The 15,093-nt window shown below is 69.1% G+C and carries 14 protein-coding genes; 10 read left to right on the top strand and 4 right to left on the bottom strand.

The window, feature by feature from the left end; translation table 11 throughout:
• Positions 1–109 precede the first annotated feature (109 nt).
• Positions 110–934, top strand: coding sequence for a CPBP family intramembrane glutamic endopeptidase (locus tag QJS31_RS32100; protein ID WP_282781084.1), 825 nt, complete (start codon positions 110–112; stop codon positions 932–934).
• Here the strand turns inward: QJS31_RS32100 and QJS31_RS32095 are convergent, their stop codons facing one another.
• Positions 935–2,176 (bottom strand): serine hydrolase, encoded by a 1,242-nt coding sequence (locus QJS31_RS32095; RefSeq protein ID WP_282781086.1) that lies wholly within the window; start codon positions 2,174–2,176, stop codon positions 935–937.
• Between the two features lie 19 nt (positions 2,177–2,195).
• On the bottom strand, positions 2,196–3,065 hold the full coding sequence (locus QJS31_RS32090; RefSeq protein WP_282781088.1) for a hypothetical protein: 870 nt from the start codon (positions 3,063–3,065) through the stop codon (positions 2,196–2,198).
• Positions 3,066–3,564: 499 nt separating this feature from the next.
• On the opposite strand from QJS31_RS32090, the gene QJS31_RS32085 reads away from it, so the two are divergent.
• Entirely contained in the window at positions 3,565–4,824 is a 1,260-nt protein-coding gene (locus QJS31_RS32085) for a site-specific integrase (protein ID WP_282781090.1), read from the top strand.
• Positions 4,825–4,995: 171 nt separating this feature from the next.
• On the top strand, positions 4,996–6,468 hold the full coding sequence (locus QJS31_RS32080; protein WP_282781092.1) for an alpha/beta hydrolase: 1,473 nt from the start codon (positions 4,996–4,998) through the stop codon (positions 6,466–6,468).
• Between the two features lie 29 nt (positions 6,469–6,497).
• On the opposite strand, the gene QJS31_RS32075 is transcribed toward QJS31_RS32080, so the two are convergent.
• Entirely contained in the window at positions 6,498–7,184 is a 687-nt protein-coding gene (locus QJS31_RS32075) for a PAS and ANTAR domain-containing protein (protein WP_282781094.1), read from the bottom strand.
• Positions 7,185–7,280: 96 nt separating this feature from the next.
• Here QJS31_RS32075 and QJS31_RS32070 point away from each other — a divergent pair, with 96 nt between their 5' ends.
• From QJS31_RS32070 to QJS31_RS32060, 3 genes are read left to right on the top strand one after another with little or no spacing between them, the layout of a single operon-like run.
• Complete coding sequence (locus tag QJS31_RS32070) at positions 7,281–7,739, top strand: hypothetical protein (protein ID WP_282781096.1); 459 nt, start codon at positions 7,281–7,283, stop codon at positions 7,737–7,739.
• Positions 7,740–7,780: 41 nt separating this feature from the next.
• Positions 7,781–8,581: an AraC family transcriptional regulator gene (locus QJS31_RS32065; RefSeq protein WP_282781098.1), complete on the top strand. Its 801-nt coding sequence runs from the start codon at positions 7,781–7,783 to the stop codon at positions 8,579–8,581.
• A gap of 10 nt (positions 8,582–8,591) precedes the next feature.
• Positions 8,592–8,978 (top strand): VOC family protein, encoded by a 387-nt coding sequence (locus tag QJS31_RS32060; protein WP_282781100.1) that lies wholly within the window; start codon positions 8,592–8,594, stop codon positions 8,976–8,978.
• Between the two features lie 32 nt (positions 8,979–9,010).
• Here the strand turns inward: QJS31_RS32060 and QJS31_RS32055 are convergent, their stop codons facing one another.
• Positions 9,011–10,417, bottom strand: coding sequence for an MFS transporter (locus QJS31_RS32055; protein WP_306358486.1), 1,407 nt, complete (start codon positions 10,415–10,417; stop codon positions 9,011–9,013).
• Between the two features lie 80 nt (positions 10,418–10,497).
• Here QJS31_RS32055 and QJS31_RS32050 point away from each other — a divergent pair, with 80 nt between their 5' ends.
• The 4 genes from QJS31_RS32050 to QJS31_RS32035 all read left to right on the top strand — a co-directional run bounded on the left by QJS31_RS32050 (position 10,498) and on the right by QJS31_RS32035 (position 15,035).
• Positions 10,498–11,142, top strand: a complete 645-nt coding sequence (locus tag QJS31_RS32050; protein ID WP_306358485.1) for a TetR/AcrR family transcriptional regulator — start codon at positions 10,498–10,500, stop codon at positions 11,140–11,142.
• A 58-nt stretch (positions 11,143–11,200) separates the two neighbouring features.
• Positions 11,201–12,520, top strand: coding sequence for a family 1 glycosylhydrolase (locus tag QJS31_RS32045; protein WP_372341745.1), 1,320 nt, complete (start codon positions 11,201–11,203; stop codon positions 12,518–12,520).
• Between the two features lie 60 nt (positions 12,521–12,580).
• The gene (locus QJS31_RS32040; protein ID WP_306358483.1) at positions 12,581–13,918 is read left to right on the top strand and encodes a family 1 glycosylhydrolase; all 1,338 of its coding nucleotides are present in this window, start codon (positions 12,581–12,583) and stop codon (positions 13,916–13,918) included.
• A gap of 202 nt (positions 13,919–14,120) precedes the next feature.
• Positions 14,121–15,035: an oxidoreductase gene (locus tag QJS31_RS32035; RefSeq protein WP_306358482.1), complete on the top strand. Its 915-nt coding sequence runs from the start codon at positions 14,121–14,123 to the stop codon at positions 15,033–15,035.
• The last annotated feature ends 58 nt before the right edge of the window (positions 15,036–15,093 follow it).

Genomic DNA, 15,093 nt, shown 5'->3' with positions numbered 1-15,093 from the left:
CGATCGGGTCCGTGCCGCTGACATCGGCAAGTCTACGAGGTTCACCCCGCCCGGCCGGTCGGGTTGGCGGAATGGCTGTCGATGATCATCGGCGGCTACCGTGGGCGGGGTGCACACCCCGTCCCGAACGAGTACCGCTCTGCTGGTCGGTGGGATCGCCGCGTACGTCGCGGCGCTCGTCGTCCTGATCGGCACCGGCCACACCGCGGTGCGCTACTCCGGGGACGACGCCGAAACCGTCGCCCTGTGGCTGCTGTGGCTGCCCGCACTCGCCGGGCTGGCGCTGGCCTGGGCGATTCCGCCACGCGAACCGGCGCGGGATCCCTTCGCGGCGGCGGATCCGCGCCGGGTCACCCGACAGGCGGTCGTGTTGGCGGGGCTGGGGGTGGCGTTCACGGTGGGGCTGCATCTCGCGCCGCGGACCGACCTGTGGTTCGTTGGGCTCAAACTCGTGCTGCTGGTCGCGATTCCGTGGGCGTCGCGGCTGGTGACCTGGCGGGAATGGACCGCACCGAGCACGCGCGGCCGGTGGTTGCGTCCCTTGGCCGCGGTGGCCGCGTTCGAACTGGTCCGCTCCCTGACCGGGCCGGAGTCGGATGGCGTGGTACCGGATGTGGTGACGATCGCGCTGGTCTTCCTGCTCAATGCGGTGATCGAGGAGGTGTTCTACCGGTTCTGGCTACAGACCCGGCTCGAATCCCGCTACGGACGGTGGCCCGCCATTCTGGTGGCCAGCGTGTTGTGGGCGTCCTGGCATTCCGCGCTGCTGAGTATCGCCGGGGTGGGGGTGGACCTGGCGGCGGCCGTGGCGAAACTCGGTGTGGACGGGCTGTTCCTGGGCTATCTGTGGTCGCGGCACCGCAATCCGTGGGTGCAGCTGCTGATGCACGGACTGATCAACGCGCCGATCGTGATGCTGCTCGCCGTGCGCTGATCAAGGACGGCGGACCGTGTCGGAGATACGGGCGACGAGTCGCCACGGGCGTTCGGTGTCGGCGACGGCTTTGCCGCTGGTGAGGATCGCGCCCGCGAGCCCGCGCGCCGGATCCGCCCAACCGTACTGGGTGGTCAGTCCGCTGCGGCCGAAATGGGATTCGGTGTTCCGGCCGAACTTCGAGCGGCGGCCGCCGAGTTCGTACCCGGCCACCGAGACTCGACCGGCGATACTCGGAATCCACCTGGCCGGACGGACGGCGGCTTGGACCGTTTCCGGGTGCATGATGCGCACACCGTCCAATTCACCACCGCGCGCGAGGATTTCGTAGAACCGGGACAGTTCGTATGCCGTGGTCACCAGATTGCCCGAGGGCAGTTCCGCGGTGAGGAATGCCCGCTCGGCGGCCGCATCGGTGCGCCCGGACAGGCCGCCGCCGAGCGCACGACCGGCCAGATAGCGCCACACCCGCGACGGTCCCGGCCCGACCCGCACGCTCGGCACTACCCGGTCGACGTCCGCGGGCCGTACCCCGAAGTTGGTCCACCGGAAGCCGAGCGGTTCGAGCACCTGCTCCCGCAAATGGTCGCGCATCCGGGCGCCCGTGGCCCGCTGCACGAGCAGTCGTTGAATCAATCCGCTGGTCAGAGCGTGATACACGCGCAGGCGGCCGGGTCGCCAACTCGGTTCGAGGTCGCGCAGCGCCCGCACCGCCAGTTCTTCGTCGAGAACCAGTTCCGAACCCCGGTACGGCGGCGTGATGAACGGCACCCCCGCGGCATGCGAGAGCACATCGCCGATGGTGATGCGGTCCTTGCCGTGTGCCGCGAACTCCGGAATGTAGCGGCTCACCGGATCTTCGAGGGCGAACGCACCCTGCTCGATGAGCATGAACATGAGCGCCGCCGACACGCCCTTGGCGGTCGAGAAGCCGCAGAACGGCATCTCGGTGGTCACCACCACCTTTTCCGCTGTATCACCATCGCCTGTATCGCCATCGCCCGGCGCATTCCCCCACCCGTGTCCGATCGCCCGATTCAGCACGACCTGCCCGTGCCGCCGCACGCACACCTGGATCGCGGGAGTGGTCCCCATCCGGTACCACTCCCGCACGGCCTCCCAGATGCCGTCCACATCGGTCCCGCTCAGCCCCGCCGCCCCGGGCTCGTCCTCCCGCCCCACCGTCGTCACGGCATCCAGATCCGCCCCCACCAGCACCAACGAACTCGTGACCGCGCCCATCCGACCAGGATAGAGAAGATCAGCCGAACAGCTCCTCGGCCGTCGCCACCGTCACAGCCCGCCGCAACCACGCCTCGAGCCGCTCGGTATCCGCACACCCCAACACCCGCTCACGCACCTCGGCGCCGATCGGGATCCCTCGGGTCTCCAGCACGGTCAATACGGCCGTCGCTTCCCCTTCGGCTCGCCCCTCGCTCCTGCCCTCGGCGATATACTTCCGAGCGAAATCACTCTGATACTCATACGCCGTGCTCATCAGTACCTCCAAGTGGTTCCGCGCTGCGACCGACAGTGCGGCGTGTACGACGTCATAGTACATTTTGGCGCGCTCGTCATCGGCCTGTCGCAACCCTTCGAGCAGCGCGAACAGGACCTTGTCGGCCTGCGGCCCCTCGGCGTGCGCAATGGCCGAGAGCACGGCGCGCTCCGGCACCTCGACCGCCGAATCGCGGTCGGTGACCGCCGGAATTCCGTCCGGTCCGAGCACCATGGGCCGCAGCACCCAGCCGGGGTGCCCCATGGCTATTCCGGTCCGGCTCCATTCGGCTATCTCCGGAATCGGCGAAACAACCAGGAGGAAGACGGGACAGCGCAGGCGGGAGCGCAGCGTGGCCGCGTAGACGGGCCACGCCCAACGGCGACTCTCGTCGCGGCAGAGCTGGACCTCCACCACGATGCCCGCCACCGCCTCGCCCGCACCGTCGACCAGGGAAAGAGCGGTATCGCCGCGGAACTCCTTCGGGCCGATGTCGGTGAAGTCGCACGGTTCGGAGCGAATGTCGCGAAATGGTGGTAGACGGATGCCGAAAACCTCGGAGAGGTAGCCAGCCGCCAGCTCTGGGCGGTTACGAAACAGTTCCACCAGGCCTTCGTGCAGATAGGAGGGCACGGAGGGAACGTTAACGGGAATTCGCTGGGGGCTCAGGTGAATTGGCGTGTCGGTGTGGGGACTCGCCGGGCGGGTTTACGGGTGGGGGCCGGGGTTATGGCGGTCGATGCCCGGAGTGTCCGGGTCGATGGGATCGGAGGGCGATCGAAGGGAGTGGCCGATGGCGGTATTGCTCGGAATCGGGGTCGGGGTCGTGTCGGCCGCCGCAGTTCCCGCGGTGGCGTTCGGGGGGTCTCAGAGTTCGGACTATCCGCAGCCTGGATCGGGGTTGCCGGGTGGGTGCGTGATGTTGTGCGATTCGGGGCCGCCCGCCACGACCTGGGAGGTGCCGACACCGTGTGGATGCGAGGTTCCGCCGTACACCACGCCGGGATGGACCATGCCGTTGGGCGGCGGGCCGGTGGAGGCTCCGTTCGGTGTGCTGGGCCGGTCCTGACCGGGCGCGCGAGTCGGCGCGGAAGGCCGGATAAGGGGCGGATTGCGCCTAGGCTGGTCTGTTGTGAGCGACTCCGGGGTCAATGGCGATGACACGGTGACCGTTTCCCCCGAGGTGGGCGGCACCCCGAATGCTGTTGTCGCCGTGCCCGATGCGGTGCGTGGCGAGTTGCGGCGCGGTGTCGGGAGCGTACTGGTGGACGCGGCGGCGCTGCGGCTGGTGCGGGAGCGGTTCGACGGTGCGCAGGCGGGGGCGTTGCGCCGGTATCTGGAGGCGTCGCAGTCGGGAAATACGGTGCGGGCGTACCGGTCCGATTGGATCGGGTGGGCGGCCTGGTGTGCGGCCGAGGGGCGGCAGGCGCTGCCCGCGGACGCGCTGGATGTGGCGGTCTATCTGGCCGCCGCGGCGGACGCTCGGCGCGATACCGGCGAATGGGCGTTCAGCCCGGCCACGCTGGAGCGCAAGGCGGCGGCCATCGCGGCGGTGCACGCGGCCAATGGGCTGCCCTCGCCCACCCGGTCGGACGTGGTTCGGTTGACACTGCGCGGTATTCGCCGCACCCGCCGGACACCCCCGACCCGCAAACGTCCGGTACTGCTGCACACCCTCGACCAGCTGCTGGCCCAGCTGCCCGCGTCCGGGTGGCCGGCCGAACCGGCGCGGCGGCGCGATCGCCTGGCCTTGCTGATCGGTTTCGCGGGCGCGCTGCGACGCAGCGAACTCGCCGGGCTCCGGATCGCGGACGTGCGGGTGCAGCAGGATCACACCACCGGGGAACCGGTCCTGCTCGTGCACCTGCCCACCACCAAGACCGACCCGACCGGTGTCGCCGAGCAGCGGGTGGCGCTGCCGCGCGGGCAGCGCCCGCACACCTGCCCGGTGTGCGCCTTCGCCGACTGGGTGCGTCTCCTCGAAATCCACACGGCCGGAGGAACTGTCGCGGTCCGCGGCGCCCTCGCCGACCGGCTGCCCGACAGCGACATCCACCGTTGCCACGGCTTCACCGGCACCACCCTCGCCGAGTCCGCCGACGTGCCGCTCTTCCCCACCGTCAACCGCCACGGCGGGATCGGCGATCAGTCCATGTCCGGCCGAGCCGTCGCCGAACTGGTGAAACGCTATGCCGCCCGCGCGGGTCTGGACCCCGACCTGTTCTCCGGCCATTCCCTGCGCGCCGGTTTCGCCACCCAGGCCGCCCTGGGCGGAGCCAGCGACCGCGAGATCATGCGCCAGGGCCGCTGGTCCAATCCGCGCACCGTGCACGGCTACATCCGCACCGCGAATCCCTTGGAGGACAACGCCGTCACCAAACTCGGCTTGTAGCGATCGTGCACATCGCCGCGAGCTCGGTAGGTGCGACCACAGGCGTACCCACCCGGGACCCAAGTCGCGTTCGGGTCCAACCGTAAGGCGGATGTGCTCGGTATCGGCGATGAGTAATGCTCGACCGCGAGGTAGCCCAGCACCGATCGACGACGCCGAGGAGGACCCGCCATGCCGAGCAAGGCCCTGACTGTCGGACTCGCCGCCGCTGCCGCCGCGGTGCTCGTGGCGGGTGCCGTGGTGTGGGTGTCGAGGGACGAGCCGACGACCGCAGCCGAGGTGGTCGCCGCCCCGGTCTGGGGTGCGTGTCCCGAATCCGCCGCCGCGGATCGGATGCAGTGCGCACGGCTCACCGTCCCGTTGGATTACCGCGACCCCGACGGCCGCCGGATCGACATCGCGATCTCACGCTTGCCCAGCGCGCACCCCGACAAACGCCGAGGGGTGCTGTTCACCAACCCCGGTGGCCCCGGCGGCGCGGGTCTGGGCTATCCGGCACTGCTGGCCGCTGCGAAACTGCCGCAGTCGGTCTTGGATGCCTACGACGTGATCGGTATGGACCCCCGAGGTGTGGGCGAGTCCACGCCGGTCACGTGCGGACTGAGCGAAGCCCAGCGGCAGCGCCGGAATCTGCCCGCCTACGCCCACACCGACGCCGACGTCACGACGGAGGCCGAGTTCGCGCGGGCTGTCGCCGATCAGTGCGCCACCTCCGACAGCGCGTGGCTGCTGCCGCACACCACCACCGCGAACACCGCCCGCGATATGGACCGCGTCCGCGCGGCGCTGGGCGAGGACACGATCTCCTACCTCGGCCACTCCTACGGCACCGCGCTGGGTGCGGTGTACGCGACGATCTTTCCCGGGCGCGGCGACCGGATCGTGCTCGACAGCGCGCTGGGTCCGGGCGGCTACGACCACACCGCCTTCCGGCGGTTGGCGCGCGGGGTGCAGGAGCGCTTCCCCGATTTCGCCGCGTACGTCGCCGCACACCCCGAATACGGACTGGGCGGCACCCTGGACGAGCTCGAGGCCGCATTCGACGATCTCGCCGCCCGCCTGGACGCCGACCCGATCGGCGGCATCGACGGCACCCGGTTTCGCGGGATGACCATGGACTATCTGTTCAGCGACGCCGCCCTGCCCGCCCTGGCCGCGTCCTGGCGGGCACTCGACAACGGACAGCCCGCGCCCGAAGCGCCGCCGCCGGGCGACGTCGACAACCTCATCTCCAGCCGCCACGCGGTGCTGTGCGCGGACTCACGCTGGCCACACGAGATCGGCGACTACCAGCGCAGCGCCGCCGCGGATCGCGAGCGGTATCCGATGATGGGGGGCTCCACCGGCAATATCGTGCCGTGCGCGTACTGGCCCGATACGCGGACTGCGCCGTGGGTGCCGATCACGGATCGGGGTCCCTCCAACGTGCTCATCCTGCAGAACGAGCGCGACCCCGGTACACCGCTGATCGGTGCCCGGGAAATGCGCGAGAGCCTGGGCACGCGTGCCCGGATGGTGACCGTCGACCAGGGCGGGCACGGCGTCTATCCATTCGGGGCCAACACCTGCGCCAACGACATCGCCACCGCTTTCCTCACCGCCGGAACGCGACCCGACCGGGACACGCACTGCCCCGCGAACTGATTGCCCCCGGACGCGGGAACTCCGCTGCGTCACCGGTCATCGGTGATTCGTTCGTGCACGGTCAGCAGGACGTGGTCGAAGCGGGTGCGGGCGCGGACGTCCATGGGCGGGGTGGCGGTCGTCGCGGCCACCAGCGCCGCGGCCAGGTCGCGGAGTTTGGTGTTGGTGACCTGGGAGCGCCAGCGCAGGACCTGAAACGCCTGATCGGGTGACAGGGCGTAGATCGCCATGAGGATGCCCTTGGCCTGTTCGATCGCGGCGCGCTGTTCCACGATCTCGGGCAGGACCTCGCCGAGTAGGTCGACGGATTCGGGGAGGCTGTCGGTGAGGTCGACGCAGTAGCCGCCGGTGCCGATGACGATGCCGTCGTCGTCGGTGATCGGTTCGGACACCACGACCACCTGATGCTCGTCCCCGTCGGTGTCGATGATGCGGTGGCGGCTGGAGAACGGCGCGTGGTCGCGCACCGAGGTGACCAGTTCGGCTTCGACGCGGTCGCGGTCGTCGGGATGCTTGTGCGAGAGCAGCAGTTCCGTGCTCGGCTCGACGTCACCGGGCTCGTACCCGTGCAGGCGCGCCATCTCGTCCGACCATTCCCAGCGCTGGTCGGCGAACTCCATCCGGAACGACCCCACTCGCACCGCGTCGCCGGCCCCCACGACCTTCTCGACCGCCCGCAGGCTGTCATCACCGATGTCTTCGGATACGTCCGTCACCTCGCCAGTATTCAGGCAGCGGCCTCGGTGCGGTAGTCCGGCCAGCATGTAAATGCTGCCTTGACACGCGAGGTGTTGTCAAGGCAGCATTTACACATGGATGAATCCCCGCAGCGAGACCCCGCCGATGAGCGGGCCGTGTTCGCGAAACTGCTGTCCGCCAATGCCGAACTCGTCGCCGAGGTGCTGCACCCCGCCGACGGCAAGCCCGCCGCGTCCGTGATCGCCGCTCTACAAGCCGCCCGCAGTCTCGACAGCGTGGTGGACAGCGTGCTGCGCATGCTCGTGCAGCAGGCGCGTGTGGAGGGGCACACCTGGGCGGAGATCGGTGAGCTGTTCGGCACCTCGCGACAGGCGGCGTTCCAGCGGTTCGGCGGCCCCGACGCGGCCTTCCCGCCCGTTCCACCACCCCCGCCGATGCCGCCGATCCCGGCGATGCCACCCGTGCCGAATATGCCGATGCCACCGAAAATGCCACCCGTGCCGCACTTTTCGAGCATGCCCGCCCCGCACCCGGAGCATCACGATCACACTCGCCGGACGCCGCCCGCGTAACGCGTCGAAAGCCGCGATGCCGCTCGTGTGACAATGCGGGGGTGGATCTGAGTCAGGCGTGCCGGGCCGCGGGTATCGGCGTGGTGGCCGTCAGCGACCACCGCGGACCACCGCGACCGCATCGGGCCGTCCCTGCCCTGTCCGCGCGGCTGGTGATCAGCCTGGGCGCTCCGCTCGAGGTGCGCTACGACGGGCGCGTCGAGACCGCTCAGGCCGTCGTGGCCGGATTCCTGCGCCCCGGTGTCGCGACTCCGGCCCTGACGCTGCGGTCGGCGCAGCCGACCGTGTATGCCGAACTGTCACCCACCGCGTTCCAGCGGCTCACCGGAGTGCCGCTCAGCGAGGTGAACGCCGGTGGGGTGGATGCCGGCGCCGTGCTCCCGTGGGCGCGCTCGCTCGGCATGGAACTGGCCGCACAGCCGCCCGAGCACCGCGCCGCCGTCACCCGCCTCCGGCTGCTCGAGCAGTTGTCCCGGGCCGATTCCGTCCGGGGGGCCGAGGACGCGCTCCACACCCTGGCGCGGATCGGAGCCAGCGGAGGCAGCGCCTCGGTGGCGGACCTGGCACGCACCGCACACCTGAGCCCCCGGCGGCTGCGTGAGGTCATGCGGCAGTCGCTGGGCATCACGCCCAAATTCGCCTCTCGGATCGCACGGTTGTCCTCCGCCGTACACCGCGCCGCCACGGGCGCGGATTCCTGGGCGCAGGTCGCGGCCGAATCCGGATACCACGATCAAAGTCACCTCGTGCACGACTTTCGCGACCTCATGAACACCACGCCGTCCGGGTGGCTGCTGGAAGAGGGCCGAAATCTACAAGGCTGGCGGCGCGCCTCCTCGTGATCATGGCTGCATGAACTCCGAACTGCACCCCAAACTGTTGGTCTCCGACGCCGACTCCGCGATCGACTTCTACATCCAAGCCCTCGGTGCCGAACCGGGCCTGCGCGTGGCCGATGACGACGGTGTCGTCAACCACGCCGAACTCAGGTTGGGCGATGTCGTCTTCGCGCTGGCCCAGAGCGTGGCGGAGTGGGGATGGCGCGATCCCGAATCGGTGGGCGGCTCCCCCGTCCTGCTCACACTCACCGTGCCGGACCCCGATGCCACCGCGGCGAACATGCTGCGGCACGGGGCCCGGCTCGAAATCCCGATCGAGGACCGGCCCTACGGCAAACGCCAGGGCCGAGTGCGCGATCCGTTCGGCCATCTCTGGGTCGTCAGCGGAGAGCTCCGGTAGGCCGCCGCGGCCGAGCCGTGGCTTCGTCGCGATTACGGAGCCGACCTGTCGGCGACAGCCATCGCCGCCTCGTCTCCGTTCGGGCGCGGCATGCGCAGGATCGCCAGGGTGAGCAGGCAGCCGAGCAGCGCCAGGGCCGCCGAGGCGGCGAAGCCCGCGCGGAGGCCCTGGACATGGTCGTGAGTGGCGTCGGTGACGGATTGGGCGAGCAGGAGTACGGCGGTGACGCCGAGTCCGGAGCCGACGCGCTGGGCGGTGTTCACGGTGCCGGCCGCGATGCCGCGGTCGGTTTCGGCCACCGCTTCGACGGCGGGGGCGGTGACACCGACGAAGGCCGCGGGTAGGCCGATGCCGAAGACGACGGCGGCGGGCAGCACGTCCATCGGGTAGTCGCCGTGTTCGGGCAGGCGGGCCAGCCAGCCGAGTGCGAGCGCCTGCAGGGCCAGGCCGCCCGCGAGCACCCCGGTCGAGCCGAGCCGTTCGAGGGCGTAGGGAATCACGGTGCGGGACACCACGATATTGACCACGGCCACCGGCAGCACCGCGAGCCCGGACAGGGTCGGGCTGTAGCCCTGGGTGTTCTGCAGATACAGCGCCAGCAGCGCGAAAGCGGGCACGTGCGCCGCGCCGACGAGGGTGTTTACCGCGGCCGAACCGCTCACCCGGCGGATGTGGAACAGTCGCAGCGGCAGCAGCGGATGCGGGATGCGGGCCTCGATCAGCAGGAAGGCCGCCACGCCGAGCAGCCCGGCGATGGTCAGCGGGGCCGCAAGCGATCGGGCGTCCGGATCGCCCCACGCGCCGATGCCGTAGCCGAGGATCAGCAGTGCCACAGTTCCGGTGACCGCGCCGGGTATGTCGAGGCGTCCGCCCGACCGCGCCGAATCCCCTGGCAGCAGCACGAGTCCCGCCAGTGCCGCCACGCCCACGGGCAGATTGATGAGGAAGATCGACGGCCAGCCGAACACATCGGTGAGCGGACCGCCGACGGCCGTGCCGATGGCCGCGCCCGCCGCACCCATGGCGGTCCAAACGCCGAAGGCCCGCCGCCGCGCGGCCGGATCGGTGAAGGTCGCGGTCAGCAACGCCAGCTGCGCCGGAATCACGACCGCCGCGCCGACGCCCTGCAGTGCCCGGGCGGCGATCAATACCGTTGGGCTTCCGGCGAATCCGGCCAGCGCCGACGCAGCGGTGAAGACCGCCAGGCCCACGCCGAACATGCGCCGCGGACCGTACAGGTCCGCGGCCCGCCCACCGAGCAGCATGAACCCGCCGAAGGCCAGCAGATAGGCGTTGGTGACCCAGCCGAGCCCGGCCTCACCGAGCCCGAACCGCTGCCCGATCGCGGGCAGCGCCACGTTGAGCACCGTCGTATCCAAGAAGATCACCAGTTCCACCACGGTGATCAGCAGTAGTTGCAGACGCCCCGTACCCCGCATTGCCGATATCCTTTCACTAGAGCGTCGATCTAGTGAAAGGATTGACTAGAGCCCTGCTCTAGTCAAGTAGGATGTGAGCCATGACCGCGAAGACCACCGGCGTGCGCGCGGCCCGCGCCTCGGCCAATCGCACCCGCATGCTCAGCGCCGCGCGGGAGCTGTTCACCACCCGCGGCTACACCGCGACCACCATGAAAGCCATTGCGGAACAGGCCGGAATGGCCGTGCAGACGCTGTACTTCACCTTCGCCACCAAACGTGCCATCCTCACCGAACTCCTGGATGTGGAGATCGCGGGCGATGCCGAACCCGTGGCCACCCTCGATCGGCCGTGGTTCGCCGAGGCGGTGGCGGCCCCACCCGAGGAACAGCTGCGCCTCCAGGTGGTCGCCGCCGGACAGATCCTGGGGCGCGTCACTCCACTGCTCGAGGTGGTGCGATCGGCGGCCGCCGACGATGCCGAGATCGCGGAGCTGTGGCAGACCAATCTGGCCCAGCGCCATACCGTCCAGGCGCGCTTGGCCGAGGCGCTCGCCGCGAAGACGCCACTGCGCGGAGGTCTCGATGCCGCCAGGGCCGCCGATATCGCCATGGTCGTACTCGCCCCCGAGACCTACCACCTGTTGGTCGGTGAACGCGGGTGGTCCGAATCCGCCTGGCAGGACTGGGCGGTCGACGCGCTGAGAACTCAATTGCTTCCACACGATTCCGCGATCCGTGCATAATGCTGGTCGACCGACCAGCATTGCCCCATCGGATTCCACTGCCCGGATGAGGAGTTCCATGCGCCCCCGCACCCGTCGCCAGGTCCTCGCCGCCCTCACCGGGGCCGCGCTACTCACCGTGACGGCTCCGGCGGCAGCGACGCCCGCGTCCGCGCCGCTGCCACCCATGGGGCCTGGATTCCATTGGGGCGTAGCCGCTTCCGGCTTCCAGTCGGAGGGGCACGCGCCCGACAGCAACTGGACCCGCTACATCGCCGGGAATCCGGACTACGACCCGTATCTGAACAGCGTCGACTTCTACTCGCGCTACGCCTCCGATATCGCGCTCGCGCGGCGACTCGGCGTGAACACCTACCGCATCGGCATCGAATGGGCCCGGCTCCAGCCGGAGCCCGGCGTCTGGGACGAGAACGCCTTCCGCTTCTACGACGCGGTCATCGACGCCATCGTGGCCGCGGGCATGCGGCCCATGCTCACGCTGGACCACTGGGTGTACCCCGGCTGGCAGGTCGATCGCGGCGGCTGGCGCAATCCCGCCATGCTCGACGACTGGCTGACGAATATGCGAAAAGTCGTGGACCGCTACGCCGCTCGCGATCCGCTGTGGGTCACCATCAACGAACCGGCCATCTACATGACGAACGAGGTCCGCAACGGCGGTCTGTCGGCGGCCGAACTGCCGCTCATGCAGAGCCGCCTCATCGCCGCCCACAACGGCATCTACGACTACATCCACCAGGTGCGCCCGGATGCGATGGTGACCAGCAATGTCGCCTACATTCCCGCCGTCGACGAGGCGGTCAACGGCGCGATGCTGGCCGGGATCGCGGACCGGCTCGACTACGTGGGCATCGACTACTACTACGGCATATCCCCGGAGGTGCTGCCCGCGATCTCCCCGGACGCACTGTCCGAACTGTGGAAGATGCCGTTACAGGCCGATGGGATCTATTACACGCTGCGGCATTTCGACCGCATGTTCCCCGGTAAACCGCTCTACATCGTGGAGAACGGCATGCCGACCGAGAACGGGCTGCCCCGCGCCGACGGTTACACCCGGGGCGACAATCTGCGCGACACCATCTACTGGATCCAGCGCGCCAAGGCCGACGGCATGAACGTGATCGGGTACAACTACTGGAGCCTCACCGACAACTACGAATGGGGTTCCTACACGCCGCGTTTCGGCTTGTACACCGTCGACGTTCGATCCGATCCGAGCCTGACGCGACGCCCCACCGACGCGGTGGAGGCCTACCGCGCCATCGTCGGTGACGGCGGCGTCCCGGGCGACTACCTGCCCACCCGCGCACCGGCCACCTGCTCACTGGTCGACGTGCCGTCCAGCTGTACCGATCCGGTGCCGCTCCCCCGCTGAGAGCGGCGCCATCGGCGCGCCTGACCCGGGTCACAGCTATCTGACAGCTACGATTTTCGCATGCGCTCCAGGCTGCGTCGCCGCGTAATCACCGGACTGACAACCGCGGCGGCATGCCTGCTGGTGGCACCGCATGCGGCGGCCGTACCGCCGTCCGTGCGCGGTGGGCTCGGTGACGATTTTCTCTGGGGCGTGGCCGCGTCGGGATTTCAGTCCGAGGGCGCGACCCCCGATAGCAACTGGACCCGCTACATCGAGGCAAAGGGCTACGAACCGTACGGGCAGTCGGTGGACTTCTATCACCGCTACGCCTCGGACATCGCACTCGCCGCCCATCTCGGCGCGAAGGTCTTCCGAATCGGCATCGAATGGGCGCGGGTGCAGCCGCAACCGGGCCAGTGGGACGAGGATGCGTTCCGCTTCTACGACGCGGTGGTCGCCGAGATTCTCGACCATGGCATGCGGCCCATGCTCACCCTCGATCACTGGGTGTATCCGGGCTGGGTGGCCGATCGCGGCGGCTGGAACGACCCCGCCATCGCCGAGGATTGGCTGCGCAACGCGCGGCGGGTGGTGGACCGGTACGCGGACTGGAATCCGGTCTGGGTCACGGTGAACGAGCCGGTCGCCTACATCATGCACGAGGTGCGCCACAACGGCACCGACGCCGGGCGGATGCTGGACCTGGTCGCGCGGGCGCACAACGATATCTACGACTACATCCACCGGGTGCAGCCGGACGCGCGGGTCACCAGCAATGTCGGCTATGTCGCCGGAGCCGAGGCCGAGGTGAACGGCCCGCTGCTGGACCGCATCGGCGCGAGGCTCGACATCATCGGTGTCGACTACTATTTCGGCCTTCAGGCTCCCGAGGCGTCCACCGACGGTTCGGTGCCGCCCCCGGCGGGCATGTGGGAGCTGCCGGTGCGCCCGGAGGGCATCTACTACGCGTTGCGCCATTACGCGGAGCGCTTCCCGGACAAGCCGCTCTACATCGTCGAGAACGGAATGCCCACCGAGGACGGCGCACCCCGCGCCGACGGCTACACCCGATCCGACCACCTGCGCGACACCGTTTACTGGATTCAGCGCGCCAAGGCCGACGGCATGAACGTGATCGGCTACAACTACTGGAGCATCACCGACAACTACGAATGGGGTTCCTACGCACCCCGTTTCGGGCTCTACACCGTCGACGTCCGCACCGACCCGAACCTCACCCGCACCCCCACCGACGCCGTCGACACCTACCGCGACATCATCGCGGTCGACGGCGTGCCCGCCGAATACCGCCCGGTGCGGCCGCTGTCGGACTGTGCACTGGTCGATCCGCCGGCCAGCTGTGAGCACCCGGTCACGGTGCCGGAGGTGGAGTTCGCGGGGCAGACCGCCTCGTAGCACCGGGAGTTCCCGGGATCCCGGTCGGGTGAGGTTCCGGAGTGGCTGAAGTTCCGGAGCACCACAGCGCCGGAATAGCTGAGTGCCAGTCGAATCCGCGCCGCATTGTTAGGGTTGGCGAACGTCCAGTACTGTTTCGAGCCCTTCGCCGAATAGCAACGACGCGTTCCGCGAGACTCCCCGATCCACACCGGGAGCCGCCATGCCCAAGTGGACCACCGCCGACATCCCCGATCAGCACGGCCGGGTGCACATCGTGACCGGCGGCAACGGCGGTCTCGGCGCCGCCATCGCCCGCGCCCTGCACGATGCCGGGGCCCGGGTGATCCTGGCATGCCGCAATATGACCAAAGCCGAGCGGGTCGCCCGCGAACTCGGCACGCGCGCCGAGGCCCGCCCGCTGGACCTGGCCGATCTCGCCTCGGTGCGCGCCTTCGCCGAGACCGTCGACTATGCCGATGTGCTGGTCAACAACGCGGGCGTGATGGCGATCCCGTTCGAGCGCACCGTCGACGGCTTCGAAAAACAGCTCGGAACCAACTATCTCGGTCATTTCGCCCTCACCGGGCTACTGCTGGACCGGGTGCGCGATCGGGTCGTCTCGATGAGCAGTCACACCCATCTCATCGCCGGCCTGGATGTCGACGATCTGGATTGGCAGCGGCGCGGCTACCGGCGCTACGGGGCGTACGCGCAATCCAAACTGGCCAATCTGCTGTTCGCCTACGAATTGCAGCGGCGACTCGATGCGGCCGGTGCGCCGGTGCTGTCGGTCGCCGCGCATCCCGGATACGCCGAGACCGATATCGTCACCCGCAGCGGGACGCTGCTGCGGTTCGTCACCACACCGCTACACCGTCTGACCACCGCGCTGCCCTGGCTGAACCCGGGGCAGAGCCCTGAAATGGGCGCGCTGCCACTGCTGTTCGCGGCGACCGCCGAGGTCGAGCCGGGTGGATACTACGGCCCGAACAGACTATTCGGTTTGCGTGGATATCCGATGCGAACGTCATCGAGCCACGCCTCCTACGATCGCGAACTCGCCCAACGACTCTGGGAGCGGTCCGAGAAGCTCACCGATGTGCGCTTCGATTTCGCCCATTTCGGACCTCGGTGAGGAATCACTCAGCGAAGGTGTCAGCCTTCGGGCGGGTCACCCGCTAGCCTGGCGACAT

Origin of the sequence: Nocardia sp. CC213A, from assembly GCF_030766805.1 — a bacterium.
GTDB classification, from domain to species: domain Bacteria; phylum Actinomycetota; class Actinomycetes; order Mycobacteriales; family Mycobacteriaceae; genus Nocardia; species Nocardia otitidiscaviarum.
Note: the sequence above shows the minus strand (reverse complement) of the source record. Positions and strands in the feature narration are given on the sequence as shown.

Excerpts from the sequence above, each read along its gene's own strand:
- QJS31_RS32045 (WP_372341745.1), top strand. The coding sequence starts at position 11,201 with ATGCGCCCCCGCACCCGTCGCCAGGTCCTCGCCGCCCTCACCGGGGCC.
- QJS31_RS32055 (WP_306358486.1), bottom strand. The coding sequence starts at position 10,417 with ATGCGGGGTACGGGGCGTCTGCAACTACTGCTGATCACCGTGGTGGAA.
- QJS31_RS32050 (WP_306358485.1), top strand. The coding sequence starts at position 10,498 with ATGACCGCGAAGACCACCGGCGTGCGCGCGGCCCGCGCCTCGGCCAAT.
- QJS31_RS32040 (WP_306358483.1), top strand. The coding sequence starts at position 12,581 with ATGCGCTCCAGGCTGCGTCGCCGCGTAATCACCGGACTGACAACCGCG.
- QJS31_RS32060 (WP_282781100.1), top strand. The coding sequence starts at position 8,592 with ATGAACTCCGAACTGCACCCCAAACTGTTGGTCTCCGACGCCGACTCC.
- QJS31_RS32080 (WP_282781092.1), top strand. The coding sequence starts at position 4,996 with ATGCCGAGCAAGGCCCTGACTGTCGGACTCGCCGCCGCTGCCGCCGCG.
- QJS31_RS32070 (WP_282781096.1), top strand. The coding sequence starts at position 7,281 with ATGGATGAATCCCCGCAGCGAGACCCCGCCGATGAGCGGGCCGTGTTC.
- QJS31_RS32035 (WP_306358482.1), top strand. The coding sequence starts at position 14,121 with ATGCCCAAGTGGACCACCGCCGACATCCCCGATCAGCACGGCCGGGTG.
- QJS31_RS32095 (WP_282781086.1), bottom strand. The coding sequence starts at position 2,176 with ATGGGCGCGGTCACGAGTTCGTTGGTGCTGGTGGGGGCGGATCTGGAT.